This window comes from Sphingomonas telluris (assembly GCF_022568775.1).
GTDB classification, from domain to species: domain Bacteria; phylum Pseudomonadota; class Alphaproteobacteria; order Sphingomonadales; family Sphingomonadaceae; genus Sphingomicrobium; species Sphingomicrobium telluris.
On the sequence record NZ_JAKZHW010000001.1, the window covers coordinates 812,132 to 829,176 of the forward strand.

Here is a 17,045-nt window from a genome sequence, read left to right on the forward strand (position 1 = left end):
TTTCACTGCACTTTTTGCCTTCTTTCATCTGCCGTTCAGATTTTTGAGGGCACTTTGTCCTGGAAAGTGGCAGACCGTGTCTGCGTCCGGGGGAGTGATGATGCGAAAGTCAGGCATGGCGCTCGCGTTGGTGGCCAGTGCAGCCACTTCGGGTTGCGTTCAGTCGCGCCAGTATGCCGACGTCCAGTTCACGCCGCCGCAGGGTGATTACCGTCTGCTCGTCATGAGGCCGGACGTGACGGTGAATTCGCTGACGACGGGCGGGGTGGCGCAGCCGCGGGCAGACTGGAGCGAACGGGCGCGAGCCAACATCGTCGAGGCATTGCGCGCTGAGCAGGGCGCGCGAGGCGGCAAGATCCTGATCCTCGCCCATCGGAACGAATTGCCGAACGTCTCCGCAGACGAGGTCGCCGATGTCGAGCGATTGAATTTCGCGGTCGCCCAGTCGATCGCTCTTCACAAGTATTCGGGTGCAGCCCTTCCGACGAAGCGTGGCAAAGGCCTTGAATATACGCTCGGTGAAGACGCCGTGTCGCTCGGCCGACGGACGGGTTATGACTATGCGCTCTTCATCCACGCCGAGGACAATATCGCCTCCACAGGACGGACGGCGCTGCAGGTTCTGGGCGTCGCCGGCTGTTTCATCGGTTTCTGCGCGCCGAGTGGTGGAAGCAACCAGTTCGCCTACGCTTCGCTCGTCGATCTTCGCACCGGCGAAGTCGTCTGGTTCAACGTGCTGCAGACCGGCAGCCAGCTTCCCGGCGTCTCTTTCGGTGACATCCGCACGCCGCAAGGATCGGCTCAGATGGTCGAGCGGCTGCTCGGTAGGATGAGGCCCGGTCGCGAGGTCCGCGAAGCGATGGAGAGGCACTGATGTGCGCCCGCTGCGACATCAGCCGGCGCTCCCTTCTCCTCGGGGGCGGCGCTCTGGCCGCGTCGCTGACGACCGGAATCGCGCAAGCGCGTATCCGTCCCGCGGACATGGCCCCTCTGATCGGCCCACATTTCCAGCCGACCGACACCGACGAGCAAGGCCTGTGGCAGCTCATGGAGCGCGCGGAGGAAGAGATTTCGGGGTCCAATCTGCTGATCAAGGATCCGCAGCTGGTCGGATACCTTCAGGACATCATCGGGCACGTCGGCGGTCCCGCAGCGAAGGACATGCGCATCTATCTGGCGCACGTCCCCGACTTCAACGCGATGATGTTCCCGTCGGGGTTCGCGGTCGTCTTTAGCGGTTTGCTGCTCAGGATGCGGAACGAGGCTCAGCTTGCGGGCGTCGTCGCCCATGAGTCCGGCCACTTCCTGCGGCGGCACATGATCCGCTCGTGGCGCGACATGAAGCGCAAGAGCGACATTTTTGCGATCGGCGCGATGGCTGCGGGCGTCGCTGGGGCTGGGGCGGGCGTCTACATGGGCGATTACATTCAGCTCGCCCAGCTGGCGACGATCCTGTCGTTGTTCCGGTACAGCCGCGAGATGGAGGCGGAAGCCGACGCGATGGGAGCGCGCCTGATCGCCGAGGCCGGCTATCAGCCGATGGAAATGGCAAACGTCTGGCAACAACTCATCGGCGAGGAGAATGCGAGCGCGGCGTACAGACGCAAGCATCGCCGACGTCCGGACCTGTTCGATACGCACCCGTCCGAGGATGCACGTTTTGCGGATCTCCGCATTTCGGCGGCTGAAGTTACGGTGCCTGGGCGCGCTTATGAGACCGGGCGAGACCGCTACATCAGGACGATCGGTCCGATCCGAGAGATGCTCCTCGAAGATCAGGTCAAGCTGAACGACCCAGGTGCGAGCCAATATCTGCTGAACACACTGGCGCTCGACGGGTGGAACGGTCTGCTCCGCTATTATGAGGGCGAGGTCTGGCGCCTTCGCAACCGCGCCGGGGACGATGCCCGCGCGGCGCAAAGCTATGCGGTCGCGGTCGCCTACCCCGATGCTCCCGCCGATGCCTGGCGCTGGCACGGCCTGTCCCTCATCAAGGAGGGCCGCAGCGGTGAGGGCAAGGCGGCTCTCGGCAAATATCTTCAGTTGAAGCCGACGGCGCCCGACGCGCCGTTCATCCGGCAAATGATTGGGTGATGAGCATGCGTAAGCCTTTGTGGGCCCTGACGGCGGCCGCGTTTCTGCTCGGCGGGTGCACATCCGTCGGCGAGGGGACAGACCTCGGCGTTTATCAGTTGGTACGGACCAAGCCGACGAGGGTCGGAAACGGTTCGGTCGAGGTCATTCCTCCGCGGGCGTGGAACAAGCAGCGGCGGTTCTTCTTCTTCGACAGCATCCGCTGGGTCGAGGACTGGACCCTGAACGGTCCTTATCTCGACGGCATCACCTTCGTTTCTGGGCTGCCTAGCGGTGAATATCTCATACGCCAGCGGAAGACCGAGGAACGGCAGGTTCCGAAGTTCCGCTCCGACATGACCGCGCCCGAAGTCACGGCGATGCTCGAAAGCGCCTTCCGCGTTCGCGGCGGCGCCGTGGAATTCCGCACGCTCGCCCTGCAGCCGAGGCAGTTCATGGGATACCCGGGCTTCCAGTTCGACTTTGAGCACCTCGACGGCGATGAGCTATGGCGCAAGGGCAGGGCAGTGGGCGCGGTCATCGACGGCCGCCTGTACCTAATGCTCTACGATGCGGCGCGCTCGCACTATTACGCGAATGCGCTGCCCGACTTCGAGGCAATGGCGAACAACGCGCACATCCGCGCCTGAGGGAACGGCGGCTCGTCACGGCCGTTCGGCCTCTTCAAACCGTCAGGAAGAGGTCACGGCTGCGAAGACCGGAAAGAAGCGCAAGCTATCGAGGCTGGAGAAGCTGGACGTCGCCGTTGCCGAGCGCCTGGAGCCGGTCAGCAAGTCTTCCCCGGTGCGGGTGATCGGCCCTGCCGCCGACCTTGGCGACCAGCCCCCGCTGTACGCGATCACGGGCGGGGTCATCGCGGCTGGTGCAGTCACGCGCGACTGGCGTCTGGTCGGTGCCGGTGCACGGATGATGGCCGCACATGTCGCCGCCACTGTCGCCAAGACCATTCTCAAATTGTCGATTGACCGTACGAGACCGCCTGCCGCCGCCAACGGTCACTATGAAATGCGAGAGGGTCGCCGTTACGAGCCGGCCTACAACAGCTTCCCGTCCGGCCACACGGCGAGTTCAATCGCCGTGGCGCGAGCCCTGGGCCGCTCCTATCCCCGACAGCACGAGGCAGCGCTCGCGGCCGCTGGAACGATCGCCATTCTCCAAGTCGTCCGCGGGAAGCACTTCCTGGGCGACGTCATCGCGGGAGCCGCCCTTGGACTGGTAGCCGAGAAAGCGGTCGACCTCATCTTGCGCCGCTTCCCGCCGCAACAGCGTTAATCCCGCGGAGCAGCCACGCCTACGCCGACCGGTGATGTCGGCGCCGGCGTTGGCGTCGTGCCGGGCGCCGGCACGTCTATCGGCGCCTGCGGCGGAGGGGTTTCCTGCGGAACGGGAGTGGGCTGGCCAGGCTGTGTCGGCTCGGGCGTCTGGGGTACGGGCGTTTCAGGGGGCGGTTGCTGCTGCACGTTACATGGTCCTTTCTCGAAGCCATGAACGCTGTGGAACCTTAAGCGGTTGCCCCTGCGGCGATCCTTGCTATAGCGCCGCTCCTTGTCCGCGCGCGCGTGGCGGAAATGGTAGACGCGCTGGATTTAGGTTCCAGTGTCGCAAGACGTGGGGGTTCAAGTCCCTCCGCGCGCACCACGCACGGCCTTGGGCGGCGCGGGGAACACGAAATTCTTTTGACGGGATTGAACAGTGATCAAGACGGTTGAGACTGAAAACGAGGGCCTGAAGCGGGCTTTCATGCTTACCATTCCCGCCGAGGACATCGACGCCCGTGTCGATCAGGAAGTCCGGCGGCTTGCTCCGCAGGTGCGGATGCCCGGCTTCCGCCCAGGCAAGGTGCCGCCGAACCTCATCCGCAAGATGCATGGCGAAGCGATCCAGCAGGATGCGCTGAACACGGCCGTGCAGGAAGGCGTGCAGCAGTTGCTGCAGGAGCAGAAGCTCCGCCCGGCGATGCAACCGCAGGTCGCTCTCGAGGAGGATTATGCTCCGGGCAAGGATCTGCAGGTGCGCGTCCAGCTCGAAGCTCTGCCGGAAATTCCCGCGGCCAATATCGACGATCTCAAGCTCGAGCGCCTGACCGTAGAGACTGACGAAGCTGCCATCGAAGAGCAGATCCAGCGTCTCGCCAGCGCGAACAAGAGCTGGAACGATGCGAAGAAGGGCCATGCGGCTGCTAACGGCGATCTCGTCGTCATGGACTTTGTCGGCTCGGTCGACGGAACGCCGTTCGAGGGTGGCACCGGCAGCGACATGCAGGTCGAGCTCGGTTCCGGCCAGCTCATCCCAGGCTTCGAGGATCAGCTCGTCGGCGCGAAGGTTGGTGACAAGCGCGAAGTGAACGTGACGTTCCCGGACGACTATGGTGCCGAGAACCTCAAGAGCAAGGCAGCCAAGTTCGACGTAACCGTCAAGGCCGTGAAGACTGCCGGCGAGACGAAAATCGACGACGATTTCGCCAAGGCCCTCGGTCTTCAGGACATCGAGCAGCTGCGCGGGATCCTTCGCGATCAGCAGCAGCAGGAGCTGAACGGCCTTACGCGAACGCACATGAAGCGCCGGCTCCTCGACGAACTGGCGTCGCGCCACTCGTTCGAAGTGCCGAAGTCGATGGTCGAGGCCGAATTCCAGAACATCATGCAGCAGTTGCGGCATGAAGCGAGCCACGAATCCGATCCGAAGGCTGCTCTCGAGGAGATCGAGAGCGAGGCGGGCGAGTATCGCACGATTGCCGAGCGCCGTGTGCGCCTCGGCCTGCTGCTTTCGGAGATCGGCGCGGCCAACGGCGTCGAAGTCTCCCAGCGCGAGATGAACCAGCTGATCGGCCAGGCGGCCTCGCAGTATCAGGGCAAGGATCGCGACCGGTTCATCCAGTACGTCCAGCAGGAGCCGATGGCCGCTGCCCAGCTTCGTGCGCCGCTCTATGAAGACAAGGTCGTCGACTTCCTCTTCTCGAAGGCGGAAATCGCCGATCGCACGGCGACCCGCGCAGAGCTCGAGGCCGATCTCGAGTCCGAGGAAGGCCACGTCCATGGTCCGGGCTGCGGACACGACGTTCCGGAAGCGAAGGCCAAGCCCAAGAAGGCCGCCAAGGCCAAGGCGGAGCCCGCTGCCGAGGAGAAGCCGGCCAAGGCTGCAAAGCCGGCCGCAAAGCAGGCCGATGTCGTCGAGACCAAGGCGGAAGCCCCGAAGCCTGCCAAGCCGAAGAAGAGCGAGCCCGCCAACAAGGCCGCGGCCGAGGCCGCCGAAAAGAAGCCGGCTGCGAAGAAGGCTCCGGCCAAGAAGGCGAAGTAGCCACATCGTCTGACTGACTTGTCGAAGCCCTGCCTTTCTCTCTACATCGTTAGGGGAGGGGCAGGGCTTTGACGCATCTGCAGCACGGCTCCGGGGGGATCATGGCCGCCAAGCAGCAACCGCGCATTGCCGTACTTCTGCCTTGCTACAACGAGGAAGCGGCAATCGCTGCGACGGTGGAAGGCTTCCGGCGCGCTCTCCCCGAAGCAACCGTCTACGTTTACGACAACAACAGTCGCGATCGCACGAGAGAGGTCGCTGCTGCGGCTGGCGCAGTCGTTCGTTCGGAGACTCAGCAGGGCAAGGGCCGCGTGGTCCGCCGCATGTTCGCGGACGTCGAAGCCGACGTCTACATCATGGCCGACGGCGACCTGACCTACGATCCCGCTGCGACCCCCGAAATGGTCGACATGGTCCTGACCGAAGAACTGGACATGGTCGTGGGCACTCGCCGTCATGAGGCCGTCGAGGCCTATCGAGGTGGTCACGTGCTTGGGAACAAGCTCTTCACCAACCTTCTTGCAGGCCTGTTCGGACGAAGTTTCACCGATATCTTCTCGGGTTACAGGGCGTTCTCACGACGTTTCGTGAAGAGCTTCCCTGTTTTGTCGGAGGGCTTCGAGATCGAGACGGAGATCAGCGTCCACGCGTTAGAGCTCCGCATGCCGGTGGGCGAGATCGAAACCCGCTATCTTGCGCGTCCGGAAGGATCTCATTCCAAGCTTTCGACCTTCCGCGACGGATGGCGGATCCTGAAGACGATCGTGACTCTGTATCGCATCGAGCGTCCCGTGCTCTTCTTTGGCGGCATCGGCCTCCTGCTACTTCTTGCAGCGCTGTTCCTGGCCGTGCCGCTGGTGGTGACCTACGCGCAGACCGGATTGGTGCCGCGCTTCCCGACGGCCATCCTCGTGACCGGCATGACGATCGTAGCCGTTCTCTGCTTCTTTGCGGGCCTCATCCTGGACACGGTCACACGAGGACGGCGGGAGATGCGGCGCCTCGCTTATTTGTCGCAGCCCGCGCCGAACGCGAACGGGCAAGTGTAGACGATTTGCATCACTCGTCCGCAAATCTGTGACTGATATGTGACCACCGTTGTTTTCATACTTTGACATGCGTTAGCCTCGTTTCGTGAGCGGCACGTTTGGCCGCTTGAAAAAGGGGGCTTTCCGATGAAGCGGATTCCGTTCGCGCTGCGCGCTGGTACAGCTCTGGCCGTGGTGGCAATCGCCACGTCAGCATCTGCGCAAGACAATGTGCCGCCACCTGAGGCGCAGCAGAATCCGGCGTCAACGGCTACGGAGCCCTCATCCGGCGACGACATTGTCATCACCGGTTCGCGCATTCGCCGCGACCCCCTTTCGCAGGATTCTCCGGTGGTGTTCGTCGATCAGGCGGACATTGCGAAGACGGGCCTGAATTCGGTCAACGACGTTCTCCAGCGCCTTCCGGCAGCCGCGGGCGGCATCAACAGCAAGTTCAACAACTCGGGCAACCTCGGCAACCCGCCGAGCGGCGCGGGCGTGGGCGCGGGTGCTGCCGAAATCGATCTTCGCTATCTCGGCTCCGCCAGGACCCTCGTCCTTGTCGACGGTCTGCGCTTCGTGAACGGCGCATCCGCCAGCGGCGTCCCCGGGTCGACCGACCTCAACGCTATCCCTGACAGCGCGATCGAGCGTATCGAGGTCCTGCTCGACGGCGCGTCGCCGATCTACGGCTCGGACGCGATCGCGGGCGTGGTCAACATCATCACGAAGCACTCGCAGGAGGGCTTCCAGGCCAGCGCCCAGGTCGGCCAGTACGGCCAGGGCGACGGCACCACGCAGAATTACCAGCTGAGCTGGGGTAATGGGTCGGACAATCCGGTCACGTTCGTCGTCGGCGCCAACTATGTGAAGCAGGAAGGCGTCAGGTCGGAAGACCGCTCCATCTCCCGCTTCCCGCAGCCCTATGCGGACAGCTGCCTTGCCGGCGGTTGCTCGGGAACGATCCCGCTCGGACGCTTCCGCGTGTTGGGCGAGGACCTCACGCTCATTCACGCGGTCAATGGCAGACCGACGTTCCCGGATGATTTCCGTGACTACGCCGGCAATGCGGATGCGTTCAACTTCGCGCCGTACAACTACATCCAGATCCCGGTCGAACGCGCGGGCGTATTCGGCAACTTCAAGACCGCCGTCACCGACAATGTGAACTTCTCCGGGAAACTGACTTACAACCATCGTTCGTCGAAGAACCAGGCCGCGCCGCTGCCGCTGCTGATCGGCCAGGCGGCGGGCAACCTCAATCTGCTCGATACGATCGATATCGATGCGACCAACCCGTACAATCCGTTCGGTGTTACGCTCGATGAGAGCAACTACATCGTCATCCGCCGCCGCATGATGGAGCTTGGGCCGCGGCGGTTCCGCCAGAGCGTGAAGACCTTCTACGGCGTCGGCACACTCGATGGTAAGTTCAACCTGGGCGGAACCGACTGGTTCTGGGACCTGAACATGGCCTACGGCCGCAACAAGGCCGAGCAGACCATGCTCGGGAACCTCAATGCGGCTCGTCTCCAGACCGCCCTCGGTCCGCTCGCCGTCTGCAACGCGACGCCGGGCTGCGTACCGTTCAATATCTTCGGCGGCGCGGGGACGATCACCCAGGATCAGCTGGATTGGATCACCTTCGAGCAGCATGACGAAAGCTGGCAGAAGCAGTGGGATTGGACCGGCAACGTGACCGGCTCCCTCTTCGAGCTTCCGGGCGGCCCGCTCGGGATCGCCGCCGGCTTCGAGTTCCGCAAGCAGCGCGGCGCGTTCAATCCGGATCCGGTGATCGCGGCCGGACTCGGCGCGGACATTCCGGCCCAGCCGACCAGCGGCAAGTACAACGTCAAGGAACTCTACGCCGAGTTGAACGCACCCCTGCTGAAGGGCGTGCAGTTCGCCGAGCTGCTGGAGCTGACCGGCGCCGTCCGCTTCTCGGACTATTCGACGTCCGGCTCTGCCACGACCTTCAAGTTCGGTGCGAACTGGAAGCCGATCGCGGACCTGCGGCTGCGTGGTTCGTGGGCCGAAGGCTTCCGGGCTCCGTCGATTGGCGAGTTGTTCGGGACCTTCTCGCGCTTCGACTCTGCGTTCGACGATCCTTGCTCGATCCACAGCGCATTGCCGCGCAACTTCACGAATGACGCGCAGGTCGCTGCCAACTGCGCCGCTCAGGGCGCGCCGGCGGGCTCGTCGACACAGCCCGACGACCAGCTGTCCGTCATCACGGGCGGCAACCGCGATCTGAAGCCCGAAACGTCTAAGAGCTGGAACTTCGGTGCGGTGTACAGCCCGTCGTTCATCCCGCGCTTCTCGGCCGAGCTGAACTGGTACAAGATAGACGTGAACGACGCGATTCAGGCCTTCCCGGCCCAGACGAGCGTCGAGAATTGCGTTTACAACAACGATCCGACCGCCTGCGCCCGCATCACGCGCGCCGCCGGTGATATCGTCGGCATCCAGAGCCAGCTGGAGAACGTCGCCGGGATCAAGACGAAGGGCATCGACTTCAACCTGCTCTATCGCACGCCGAAGACATCGATCGGATCGTTCGGGTTCACCTGGAACAACACGTTCCTGCAGAACTACGACCTGATCCTGCCGACCGGCGACGGTACCCAGAAGATCAGCCGCGAAGGCACGGAAGTTGGAAGCCCGTCGCAGGCCTATCCGAAGTGGAAGGCCATCGGCATCATCGACTGGGATTACGCCTGGTTCGGCTCGTCTCTGACGGGGCGCTACATCAAGAATGTCGAGGAGAGCACGGGTCACGACCTCGGCAACAAGTTCTACACGGACGTCCAGCTCCGCCTTTGGGCCGGTCCGCACCTCGTCGACCGGCTTGGCTTCGCCTTCGGTGTGAACAATTTGTTCAACGTCAAGGCTCCGGCCTGCTTCACCTGCGACGTCAACGGTTTCGACCCGACGACCTACGACATCCCAGGTCGCTACTTCTACTTCCGCATCAACGCGAAGCTCTAAGTCTCGCGTCGCTCGAGGGGGTGGGGCGGTTCGGCAATCCCGGGCCGCCCCTTTTCCTTTGGCGGGCCGCTTGAACCTTTCGCAGTTCCGCCCGATGTAGGTGGCACCACCTTCAAGGGATCCGCTTCACGTGCTTGACCATCAGGACATCGTTTCTCAGCTCGTTCCAATCGTGATCGAGCAGTCGAACCGCGGCGAACGCAGCTTCGACATCTACTCCCGACTTCTCCGCGAGCGGATCATCTTCATCACAGGCGCGATCGAGGACCACATGGCCTCGCTCGTTACTGCCCAGTTGCTCTTCCTCGAGTCAGAGAACCCGAAGAAGGACATCTTCATGTACATCAACTCGCCGGGAGGCGTGGTGACCGCTGGTCTCGCGATCCACGACACCATGGCATACATCCGGCCGAAGGTCGCGACGGTGTGCATCGGCCAGGCGGCGTCGATGGGCAGCTTCCTGCTGGCCGCCGGCGAGCCCGGGATGCGCATCGCGCTCGCCAACAGCCGCATCATGGTCCACCAGCCGTCGGGCGGCGCGCAAGGAATGGCTGCCGACATCGAAATCCAGGCGCGCGAGATTCTGCGGATGCGCTCGCGTCTCAACACGCTTTACGCAAAGTACACCGGCCAATCGATCGAGGAGATCGAGAAGGCGATGGACCGCGACAAGTTCCTTGAAGCCGACGAAGCCAAGGAATTCGGCCTCATCGACGAGGTGTTCGACAAGCGTCCGGAGCAGGGCGAAGATGCCGGCACCGGCGCCGGGGACGTAACGCCCGGTTAAGCGCAAGACGGGGGAGGAGGACATGGCGGCACGGCTGGCGCTGGCATTTGCTTGTGCGTTGGCTGCCGCGTCGCCCTCCCTCGCTGCAACGGTCGACGTTCGCGCGGGCCGACTGTTTGACCCCGACAGCGGCAAGGTCAGCACCGACCAGCGCATCCGGATCGTCGACGGAAAGATCGTCTCTATCGGTCCGTGGGACGCAACCGACACGGCGATCGTCATCGATTGGTCTGCCTACACCGTCCTTCCCGGTTTAATCGATCTTCACACCCACATCACCGACGGCGCGACCGAAGGCAGCGATCCAGCGGAGCCGCTGAAGCACAGCGAGGCCGCCACGATCCTCAAGGCCGTTCCGGCCGCGAAGACCATGCTGCGCGCGGGCTTCACGACGGTCCGGGACGTCGGCGTCTATCGCGGGCTGACGGACATCGCGCTCAGGGATGCGATCAATGCCGGTGACGTGGAAGGCCCGCGCATGTTCGTCGCGGGCGGGTACATCACGACGCCCGGCGGCGGGGGCGAGATCGACGCCCTCGCGCCGGATATTTCGCTGCCGGAGACCTTCCGCATCGGTGAGGTCCACAATGCCTCCGACGCTCGCGACCGCGCGCGTTATCTCCTCGATCACGGAGCGGATTTCATCAAGCTCATCGCCACCGGCGCGGTTCTCGCCATCGGCAGCGAGCCCGGAGCGCTCGAACTCAGCCCGGAAGAGATGAAGGCAGCCTGTGACGAAGCGAAACTGCGCGGAAGCTACTGCATCGCGCACGCGCACGGGGCCGAAGGCATCAAGGCCGCGATCCGCGCGGGAGCGCGGACAATCGAGCACGCCAGCTATCTCGACGCCGAAGGTATCGCCCTCGCCAAGAAGCGGGGCGTCTGGCTCGACATGGACATCTACAACGGCGACTGGATCGAAGAAGTCGGGACCAAGCAGGGGTGGCCCGCCGAATATCTCCGCAAGAACCGCGAGACGACCGACGTTCAGCGCAATGGCTTTGCCGCGGCGGTAAAGGCCGGCGCGAAATTGACCTTCGGCACCGATGCAGCCGTCTATCCCTACGGCCTCGGAGGCCGCCAGTTCGCCTACATGGTCCGCTACGGAATGACGCCGATGGGGGCCATCCAGGCGGCTACGACGGAGGCGGCCAAGGCGCTGCGCTTGGAAGGCGAGGTCGGTACGCTCCGTCCGGGCGGATGGGGCGATCTCATCGCGGTCAGCGGGGACCCGCTAACCGATATCCGTCTGCTCGAGCATGTCGATGCCGTGATCAAGGGCGGTGAGCTCGTCCGCTAGCGGCGGAACGCAATGGCAGGTTAGCGCATTGTGCTCCCCACGGCCGTTTGTTTCAGCCCTGTTCCCCGTGACTTAACAAATGTGATGAGCAGCATTTGTGCTGCGCAGCTACTTACCTGGCAGCTTTGGGAGGCTTACGGGTCGCCCGCGAAGAGGGAGTCGGATGGCAGATATCAGTGGTGAGCGTGAATTGTTGCAGGATGCGGGCCCGGTTACATCCGGGCTGCCCGCGCTCGATTACATTTTGCGGGGTGGCTATGCCGCCAACCGCGTCCATCTGATCGAAGGCGAGCCCGGCGCGGGGAAGACAACGCTCGGACTGCAGTTCCTGCTCGAAGGCAGGACGAAGAACGAGCGTTGCCTCTACATCACGCTCAGCGAGGGCCGGGACGAGCTGATCCAGGTGGCCGGCACCCATGGCTGGTCCGTGGACGGCATCGAGATTTTCGAGCTCGTTCCACCGGAGCTTAGCCTTGACCCCGATCGCGAGCAGTCGATCCTGTATGCGTCCGATCTCGAACTCGGCGAAACGCTGCGCCTTGTCATGGAGGAGGTCGAGCGTGTGGCCCCGGCGCGCGTCGTGTTCGACAGCCTTTCCGAGATCCGGCTGCTTTCGCAGGGCGCTCTGAAGTTCCGGCGGCAAGTGCTCGCACTGAAGCATTTCTTCGCCACACGGCACTGCACGGTGCTGTTCCTCGACGACCTCACACAGGCAGAAGAGGATCTCGGCCTCCATAGCCTCGCGCATGGCGTCCTCCGGCTGGAGCAGATTGCGCAAACCTACGGTGCGGAACGCCGCCGCCTCAGGGTATTCAAAATGCGCGGCCGCGCCTTCCATGGCGGTTTCCACGACTACATCATTCGTACCGGCGGGCTCGAAGTCTTTCCACGGCTCGTGGCGGGCTCGCATCCCGATATGGGCGGCTTCCGCGAGCAGGCGATGAGCGGTGTGCCGCAACTCGACGCGCTGGTGGGTGGCGGATTGGATTACGGAACTTCGACCCTCATCGTGGGGCCGTCGGGCATCGGCAAATCGACAATCGCCATGCGTTACGTCCAGGCTGCGCTCGAGCGGGGCGAGAAAGCGCTCTTTATCAGCTTCGACGAGACCGAGCGCGTATTCCTCCACCGTGCACAAGGTCTTGGCTGGGACTTCTCCGAGGTGCTCGCATCGAAGCAGTTCGTCTTCCGGCAAGTGGATCCGGCTGAGCTATCCCCCGGCGAGTTTGCCGGCACAGTGAGCAAGGCGGTCGAGCAGGACGGAGCGAGCGTTGTCGTTCTCGACTCTCTGACGGGCTACCAGCACGCAATGCCTGAGGAGCAATTCCTGCTGCTCCAAATGCATGAAATGCTGACATATTTGAACCAGCAGGGTGTGCTGACATTCGTCATTCTGGCGCAGAGCGGCATGGTTGGCGTCATGCAGACGCCCGTCGATATGACCTACCTTTGTGATGCGGCCTTGTTGCTGCGCTTCTTCGAAGCCGATGGCGAAATCCGCCGGGCGATTTCGGTCATCAAGAAGCGCACTGGAGCGCACGAGAACGCGATCCGCGAGATGATGATCGATGCCCAGGGTATTCAGGTTGGGCAGAAGTTGTCGGGCTTCCGGGGCATCCTGACCGGCGTTCCGACCTATGTGGGTGGGGAGCAGCTTCTGAAAGACCGTTCGTGAGCCGCGACCGGACCTCCGACGATGCAATGCTGATCGTTGCCCCGGAGGGCCGCGATGCGTCCGTGCTGCTCTCACTTTTGCGCGACGTGGGCATTGCCGCGCAGATCGACGAGACAGGCGACGCCCTGCTGCGAGCGATCGAGACCGGCGGTCATGCGGGCGCGATCATCACGGACGAAGCAATCACGCGCGTGGGGCTGGCGGAGCTCCGGGCCGCAGTCGACCGGCAGCCTCCCTGGTCCGACTTTCCGTTCATCATTCTCGTCAGGCGCAATCAGCGAGAGGCCCGCACTACGGCGGGTCTGGAGCAATCTCTCAACGCCACATTGCTCGAGCGGCCCCTACATCCCGCCTCCCTCGTGAGTTCGGCGCGGTCGGCGGTCCGCGGAAGATTGCGCCAGCGGCTCGCGGCACGCCACCTGGAGGATCTCGAAGCCGCGCGTGGCGAATTGAGGCAGCTCGCGGCCTCGCTTGAAACGAAGGTCCGTGAGCGCACGCGGGATCTGGCCGCAGCGAACGATCGGCTCACGGCTGAAATTGCCGAGCGCGAGAAGGCGGAAGCGCGCCTGATCCAGGCTCAAAAGATGGAGGCGGTCGGCCAGCTGACTGGCGGCATCGCCCACGACTTCAACAATCTGCTGACGGCCGTCATCGGCTCGATCGATCTGCTTATGCGGCGGTTGGTCGGCGAACGGGAGCGGAAGCTCGCCGGAAACGCGCTGCTGGCAGCAGAGCGCGGTGCGAAGCTCACGACGCAGCTCTTAGCCTTCTCGAGGCGTCAGCGCCTCTCGCCTGCGCCGATCGATGCAAACGACGTCGTGTCTCATATGAGCGATCTACTGGCGCGCTCCTTGGGGCCCCGGATCCGCTTGGAGACTCAGCTCGAACCCAACCTCTGGTCGGCTCTTGCCGATCGAACGCAGCTCGAGATGATGATCCTCAATCTGGCGATCAACGGCCGCGATGCCATGCCGTCGGGCGGGAAGCTCAAGATCACGACGACGAACCTGTCGGAGGTGCCCCTGGACCTTCGGTCGGACCTTCATGAAGGCGAATACGTCTCCATCGCGGTCTCGGACAGCGGCAAGGGTATGGCACCCAGCGTCGTCGCCCGCGCTTTCGAGCCTTTCTTCACGACCAAGGAGCCCGGAAAGGGGACCGGTCTCGGCCTGTCTCAACTCTATGGTTTTGCCCGGCAGTCCGGCGGTACGGCCCGGATAGAAAGCTGCGAGGGTGAGGGGACTACCGTCACGCTCTATCTTCCACGGACGCTGCAGGCGGCAGAAGGCGCCGCAGCATCAATCCCCAAGAGCAGCGGCCACGCGGGCGCTCGAATCCTCGTCGTCGACGATGACGATGACGTCCGGACCGCGGCTGCCGCAATCATCGAGGAGCTGGGATACTCCGTCGTCGCGGTCGATCACGCTCCCGAGGCACTGGATTTGATCCGGGAGCAGCGCTTCGATCTCGTCATCACCGATGTGATGATGCCGATGATGAACGGCGTCGAACTCGCCCGGGAGGTGAAGCGGCTGAGGCCGGAAGTGCCCCTCCTTTTCGCCACCGGTTATGCTGATGTCGAGGAATTCGGCGACGACCTCGACCCGAGCATGCTCGTGCGGAAGCCTTTTCGGATGACGGAACTCGCGTCGCACATCGCCAACGCGCTGGGAATCGGGCGCGAGGGTGCGGTTGACCTGGACAAGGTCCGCCGCAAACGGGACGCCTGAGCGTCTACTTGTTGCCGCTCTTCCCGCTTTTGGATCCGCCCTTGTTGCCGCTGCCTCCTTTTTCGGCACCGCCGCGACCGCCCTGGGCGCCCGCATCACCCTTTTTCAACTGACCTCCGGGATTTCCGCGCGCCGATTTTTGCGCCATTCTGATACTCCTTCGTTTTGGCGCCAACAGGTCGGGCGGGGCGACTGTTCCAGCAAAATCCGCTACTTGCCGGTTGCCCACCCACAATCCATATTCGGGACAGGAGCAATCGACCGGGGCTGGCGTTAACCGCCAAGCTAGATTGATTGTGAGATAAAGAAGGCTAGCATGGCCTTCGAGGGACGGTCGCAAGCGACCGGTTGAACAAGGACAGGAATGACCAAGCTTTCAGGCAGCGACGGCAAAAGCACCCTCTACTGCTCCTTCTGCGGGAAGTCGCAGCACGAGGTGCGCAAGCTCATCGCCGGGCCGACGGTGTTCATCTGTGATGAATGCGTCGAGCTGTGCAACGACATCATCCGCGAGGAGTCGAAGTCGGCGCTCGTGAAGACTCGCGACGGCGTCCCGACGCCCGCAGAAATCTGCAAGGTTCTGGACGATTACGTGATCGGCCAGGACCGTGCGAAGCGCGTGCTCTCGGTCGCGGTACACAACCACTACAAGCGGCTAAGCCATGGCTCGAAGACCGGCAATGAGGTCGAGCTCGCGAAGTCGAATATCCTGCTGATCGGCCCGACGGGCTGCGGCAAAACGCTGCTTGCCCAGACGCTCGCGCGCATCCTGGACGTCCCGTTCACGATGGCTGACGCGACGACGCTGACCGAAGCCGGTTACGTTGGCGAGGATGTCGAGAACATCATCCTCAAGTTGCTCCAGGCTTCCGACTACAATGTCGAGAAGGCGCAGCGCGGCATCGTCTACATCGACGAGATCGACAAGATTTCCCGCAAGTCGGACAATCCGTCGATCACCCGCGACGTGTCGGGCGAAGGCGTGCAGCAGGCGCTGCTCAAGCTGATGGAAGGCACGACTGCGTCGGTTCCTCCGCAGGGCGGCCGCAAGCATCCGCAGCAGGAATTCCTGCAGGTCGACACGACGAACATCCTGTTCATCTGCGGCGGCGCATTCGCGGGGCTGGAGAAGATCATCTCCGACCGTATGGAAGGCAAGTCGATGGGCTTCGGTGCCCACGTTGCGGCTCCGGAAGAGCGCAAGACGGGCGAAACGCTTCGCCACTGCGAGCCCGAGGATCTGCTGAAGTTCGGCCTGATCCCGGAGTTCATCGGCCGTCTGCCGGTGATCGCGACGCTCGAGGACCTCGACGAAGCGGCACTCGTGGAAATCCTCGTTCAGCCGAAGAACGCTCTGGTGAAGCAATACCAGAAGCTGTTCGACATGGAGGACGTGGAGCTGGGCTTCAGCGACGACGCGCTGCATTCGGTTGCTCGCAAGGCAATCGACCGGAAGACCGGCGCTCGAGGCCTACGCTCGATCCTCGAAGGCATCCTGCTCGACACCATGTTCGATCTTCCGTCCATGGACGGGGTCGACGAGGTGCATGTCGACAAGGAGGTCGTCGAAGGCCGCAAGGAGCCCGTCCGAGTCTACGCCAAGAAGGGTAAGGCGGGCGACGCCGCGTGACGGGTGAGTTGGCCGCGGATTACCCCGGCGATCTCAAATTCCTGAACTTCCTTCCGAAGCCGATCCGCGAGGCTCGCCGCCCTCTGCTGGCGATCCTCGTCGGATGGCTGACCGCGATCATTCCGAGTCTGGCTCTCGCCTGGCTGATCGGAATGGTTGCGCCCGATGTCCCCCAGCCGCAGTTCGACGTCAAAGGTCTGCTCGCGGTCTTCCTGCTCGCCGTCTTCTCGCCAGTGGTCGAGAGCCTGATCATGGGCGGCTTCCTGTTGATCCTGCTTCGTTTCTTCAGCCCGCCGGTGGCAATCCTCGCCAGCAGCATTGGCTGGGGCATCGCCCATTCGAGTCTCGCGCCGACCTGGGGCATGGTGATCTGGTGGCCGTTCCTGATCTTTTCGACCTTGTTCGTGACGTGGCGGGAGCGGTCGCTGCTAGCGGCCTTCGCTATGCCGATGGCCGTGCACGCCATGCAGAACCTGCCGAGCGCGCTCGTCGTCGCCTACGGAAAGCCGTTCTGAA

Annotated in this window: 14 protein-coding genes and 1 tRNA gene; 14 read left to right on the plus strand and 1 reads right to left on the minus strand. The window is 63.4% G+C overall.

All coding sequences use genetic code 11. From position 1 onward, the window contains the following. Nucleotides 1-100 precede the first annotated feature (100 nt). The 12 genes from LZ016_RS04150 to LZ016_RS04205 all read left to right on the plus strand — a co-directional run bounded on the left by LZ016_RS04150 (nucleotide 101) and on the right by LZ016_RS04205 (nucleotide 14,899). Nucleotides 101-874: a hypothetical protein gene (locus LZ016_RS04150; RefSeq protein ID WP_241446039.1), complete on the plus strand. Its 774-nt coding sequence runs from the start codon at nucleotides 101-103 to the stop codon at nucleotides 872-874. Further along, on the plus strand, nucleotides 874-2,094 hold the full coding sequence (locus tag LZ016_RS04155; RefSeq protein WP_241446040.1) for a M48 family metallopeptidase: 1,221 nt from the start codon (nucleotides 874-876) through the stop codon (nucleotides 2,092-2,094). The genes LZ016_RS04150 and LZ016_RS04155 overlap by 1 nt, the downstream gene beginning before the upstream one ends. Beyond that, the gene (locus LZ016_RS04160) at nucleotides 2,094-2,723 is read left to right on the plus strand and encodes a hypothetical protein (protein WP_241446041.1); all 630 of its coding nucleotides are present in this window, start codon (nucleotides 2,094-2,096) and stop codon (nucleotides 2,721-2,723) included. Before LZ016_RS04155 ends, LZ016_RS04160 begins: the two co-directional genes overlap by 1 nt. Next, entirely contained in the window at nucleotides 2,671-3,366 is a 696-nt protein-coding gene (locus tag LZ016_RS04165; RefSeq protein ID WP_241446042.1) for a phosphatase PAP2 family protein, read from the plus strand. The genes LZ016_RS04160 and LZ016_RS04165 overlap by 53 nt, the downstream gene beginning before the upstream one ends. A gap of 281 nt (nucleotides 3,367-3,647) precedes the next feature. Then, nucleotides 3,648-3,732 (plus strand) — tRNA-Leu (locus tag LZ016_RS04170). A 57-nt stretch (nucleotides 3,733-3,789) separates the two neighbouring features. Beyond that, a complete protein-coding gene (tig, locus tag LZ016_RS04175) occupies nucleotides 3,790-5,391 on the plus strand; it encodes a trigger factor (protein ID WP_241447452.1) in 1,602 nt (533 codons plus the stop codon). A gap of 101 nt (nucleotides 5,392-5,492) precedes the next feature. Continuing rightward, nucleotides 5,493-6,440, plus strand: a complete 948-nt coding sequence (locus LZ016_RS04180; protein ID WP_241447453.1) for a glycosyltransferase — start codon at nucleotides 5,493-5,495, stop codon at nucleotides 6,438-6,440. A gap of 126 nt (nucleotides 6,441-6,566) precedes the next feature. Further along, entirely contained in the window at nucleotides 6,567-9,407 is a 2,841-nt protein-coding gene (locus tag LZ016_RS04185) for a TonB-dependent receptor plug domain-containing protein (protein WP_241446043.1), read from the plus strand. 130 nt (nucleotides 9,408-9,537) lie between these two features. Beyond that, nucleotides 9,538-10,194 (plus strand): ATP-dependent Clp endopeptidase proteolytic subunit ClpP, encoded by a 657-nt coding sequence (gene clpP / locus LZ016_RS04190; protein WP_241446044.1) that lies wholly within the window; start codon nucleotides 9,538-9,540, stop codon nucleotides 10,192-10,194. A 22-nt stretch (nucleotides 10,195-10,216) separates the two neighbouring features. Continuing rightward, entirely contained in the window at nucleotides 10,217-11,494 is a 1,278-nt protein-coding gene (locus LZ016_RS04195) for a Xaa-Pro dipeptidase (RefSeq protein ID WP_241446045.1), read from the plus strand. 163 nt (nucleotides 11,495-11,657) lie between these two features. Then, nucleotides 11,658-13,169 (plus strand): ATPase domain-containing protein, encoded by a 1,512-nt coding sequence (locus tag LZ016_RS04200; RefSeq protein ID WP_241446046.1) that lies wholly within the window; start codon nucleotides 11,658-11,660, stop codon nucleotides 13,167-13,169. Next, a complete protein-coding gene (locus tag LZ016_RS04205; RefSeq protein WP_241446048.1) occupies nucleotides 13,166-14,899 on the plus strand; it encodes a response regulator in 1,734 nt (577 codons plus the stop codon). The genes LZ016_RS04200 and LZ016_RS04205 overlap by 4 nt, the downstream gene beginning before the upstream one ends. Nucleotides 14,900-14,903: 4 nt before the next feature. Here the strand turns inward: LZ016_RS04205 and LZ016_RS04210 are convergent, their stop codons facing one another. Next, entirely contained in the window at nucleotides 14,904-15,047 is a 144-nt protein-coding gene (locus LZ016_RS04210) for a hypothetical protein (RefSeq protein ID WP_241446049.1), read from the minus strand. 216 nt (nucleotides 15,048-15,263) lie between these two features. On the opposite strand from LZ016_RS04210, the gene clpX reads away from it, so the two are divergent. Both clpX and LZ016_RS04220 read left to right on the plus strand, forming a co-directional pair. Then, nucleotides 15,264-16,529 (plus strand): ATP-dependent Clp protease ATP-binding subunit ClpX, encoded by a 1,266-nt coding sequence (clpX, locus tag LZ016_RS04215; protein ID WP_241446050.1) that lies wholly within the window; start codon nucleotides 15,264-15,266, stop codon nucleotides 16,527-16,529. After that, nucleotides 16,526-17,044 carry a CPBP family glutamic-type intramembrane protease gene (locus LZ016_RS04220; RefSeq protein ID WP_241446051.1) on the plus strand — a complete coding sequence of 173 codons (519 nt, stop codon included), beginning with the start codon at nucleotides 16,526-16,528 and terminating at the stop codon, nucleotides 17,042-17,044. The genes clpX and LZ016_RS04220 overlap by 4 nt, the downstream gene beginning before the upstream one ends. The last annotated feature ends 1 nt before the right edge of the window (nucleotide 17,045 follow it).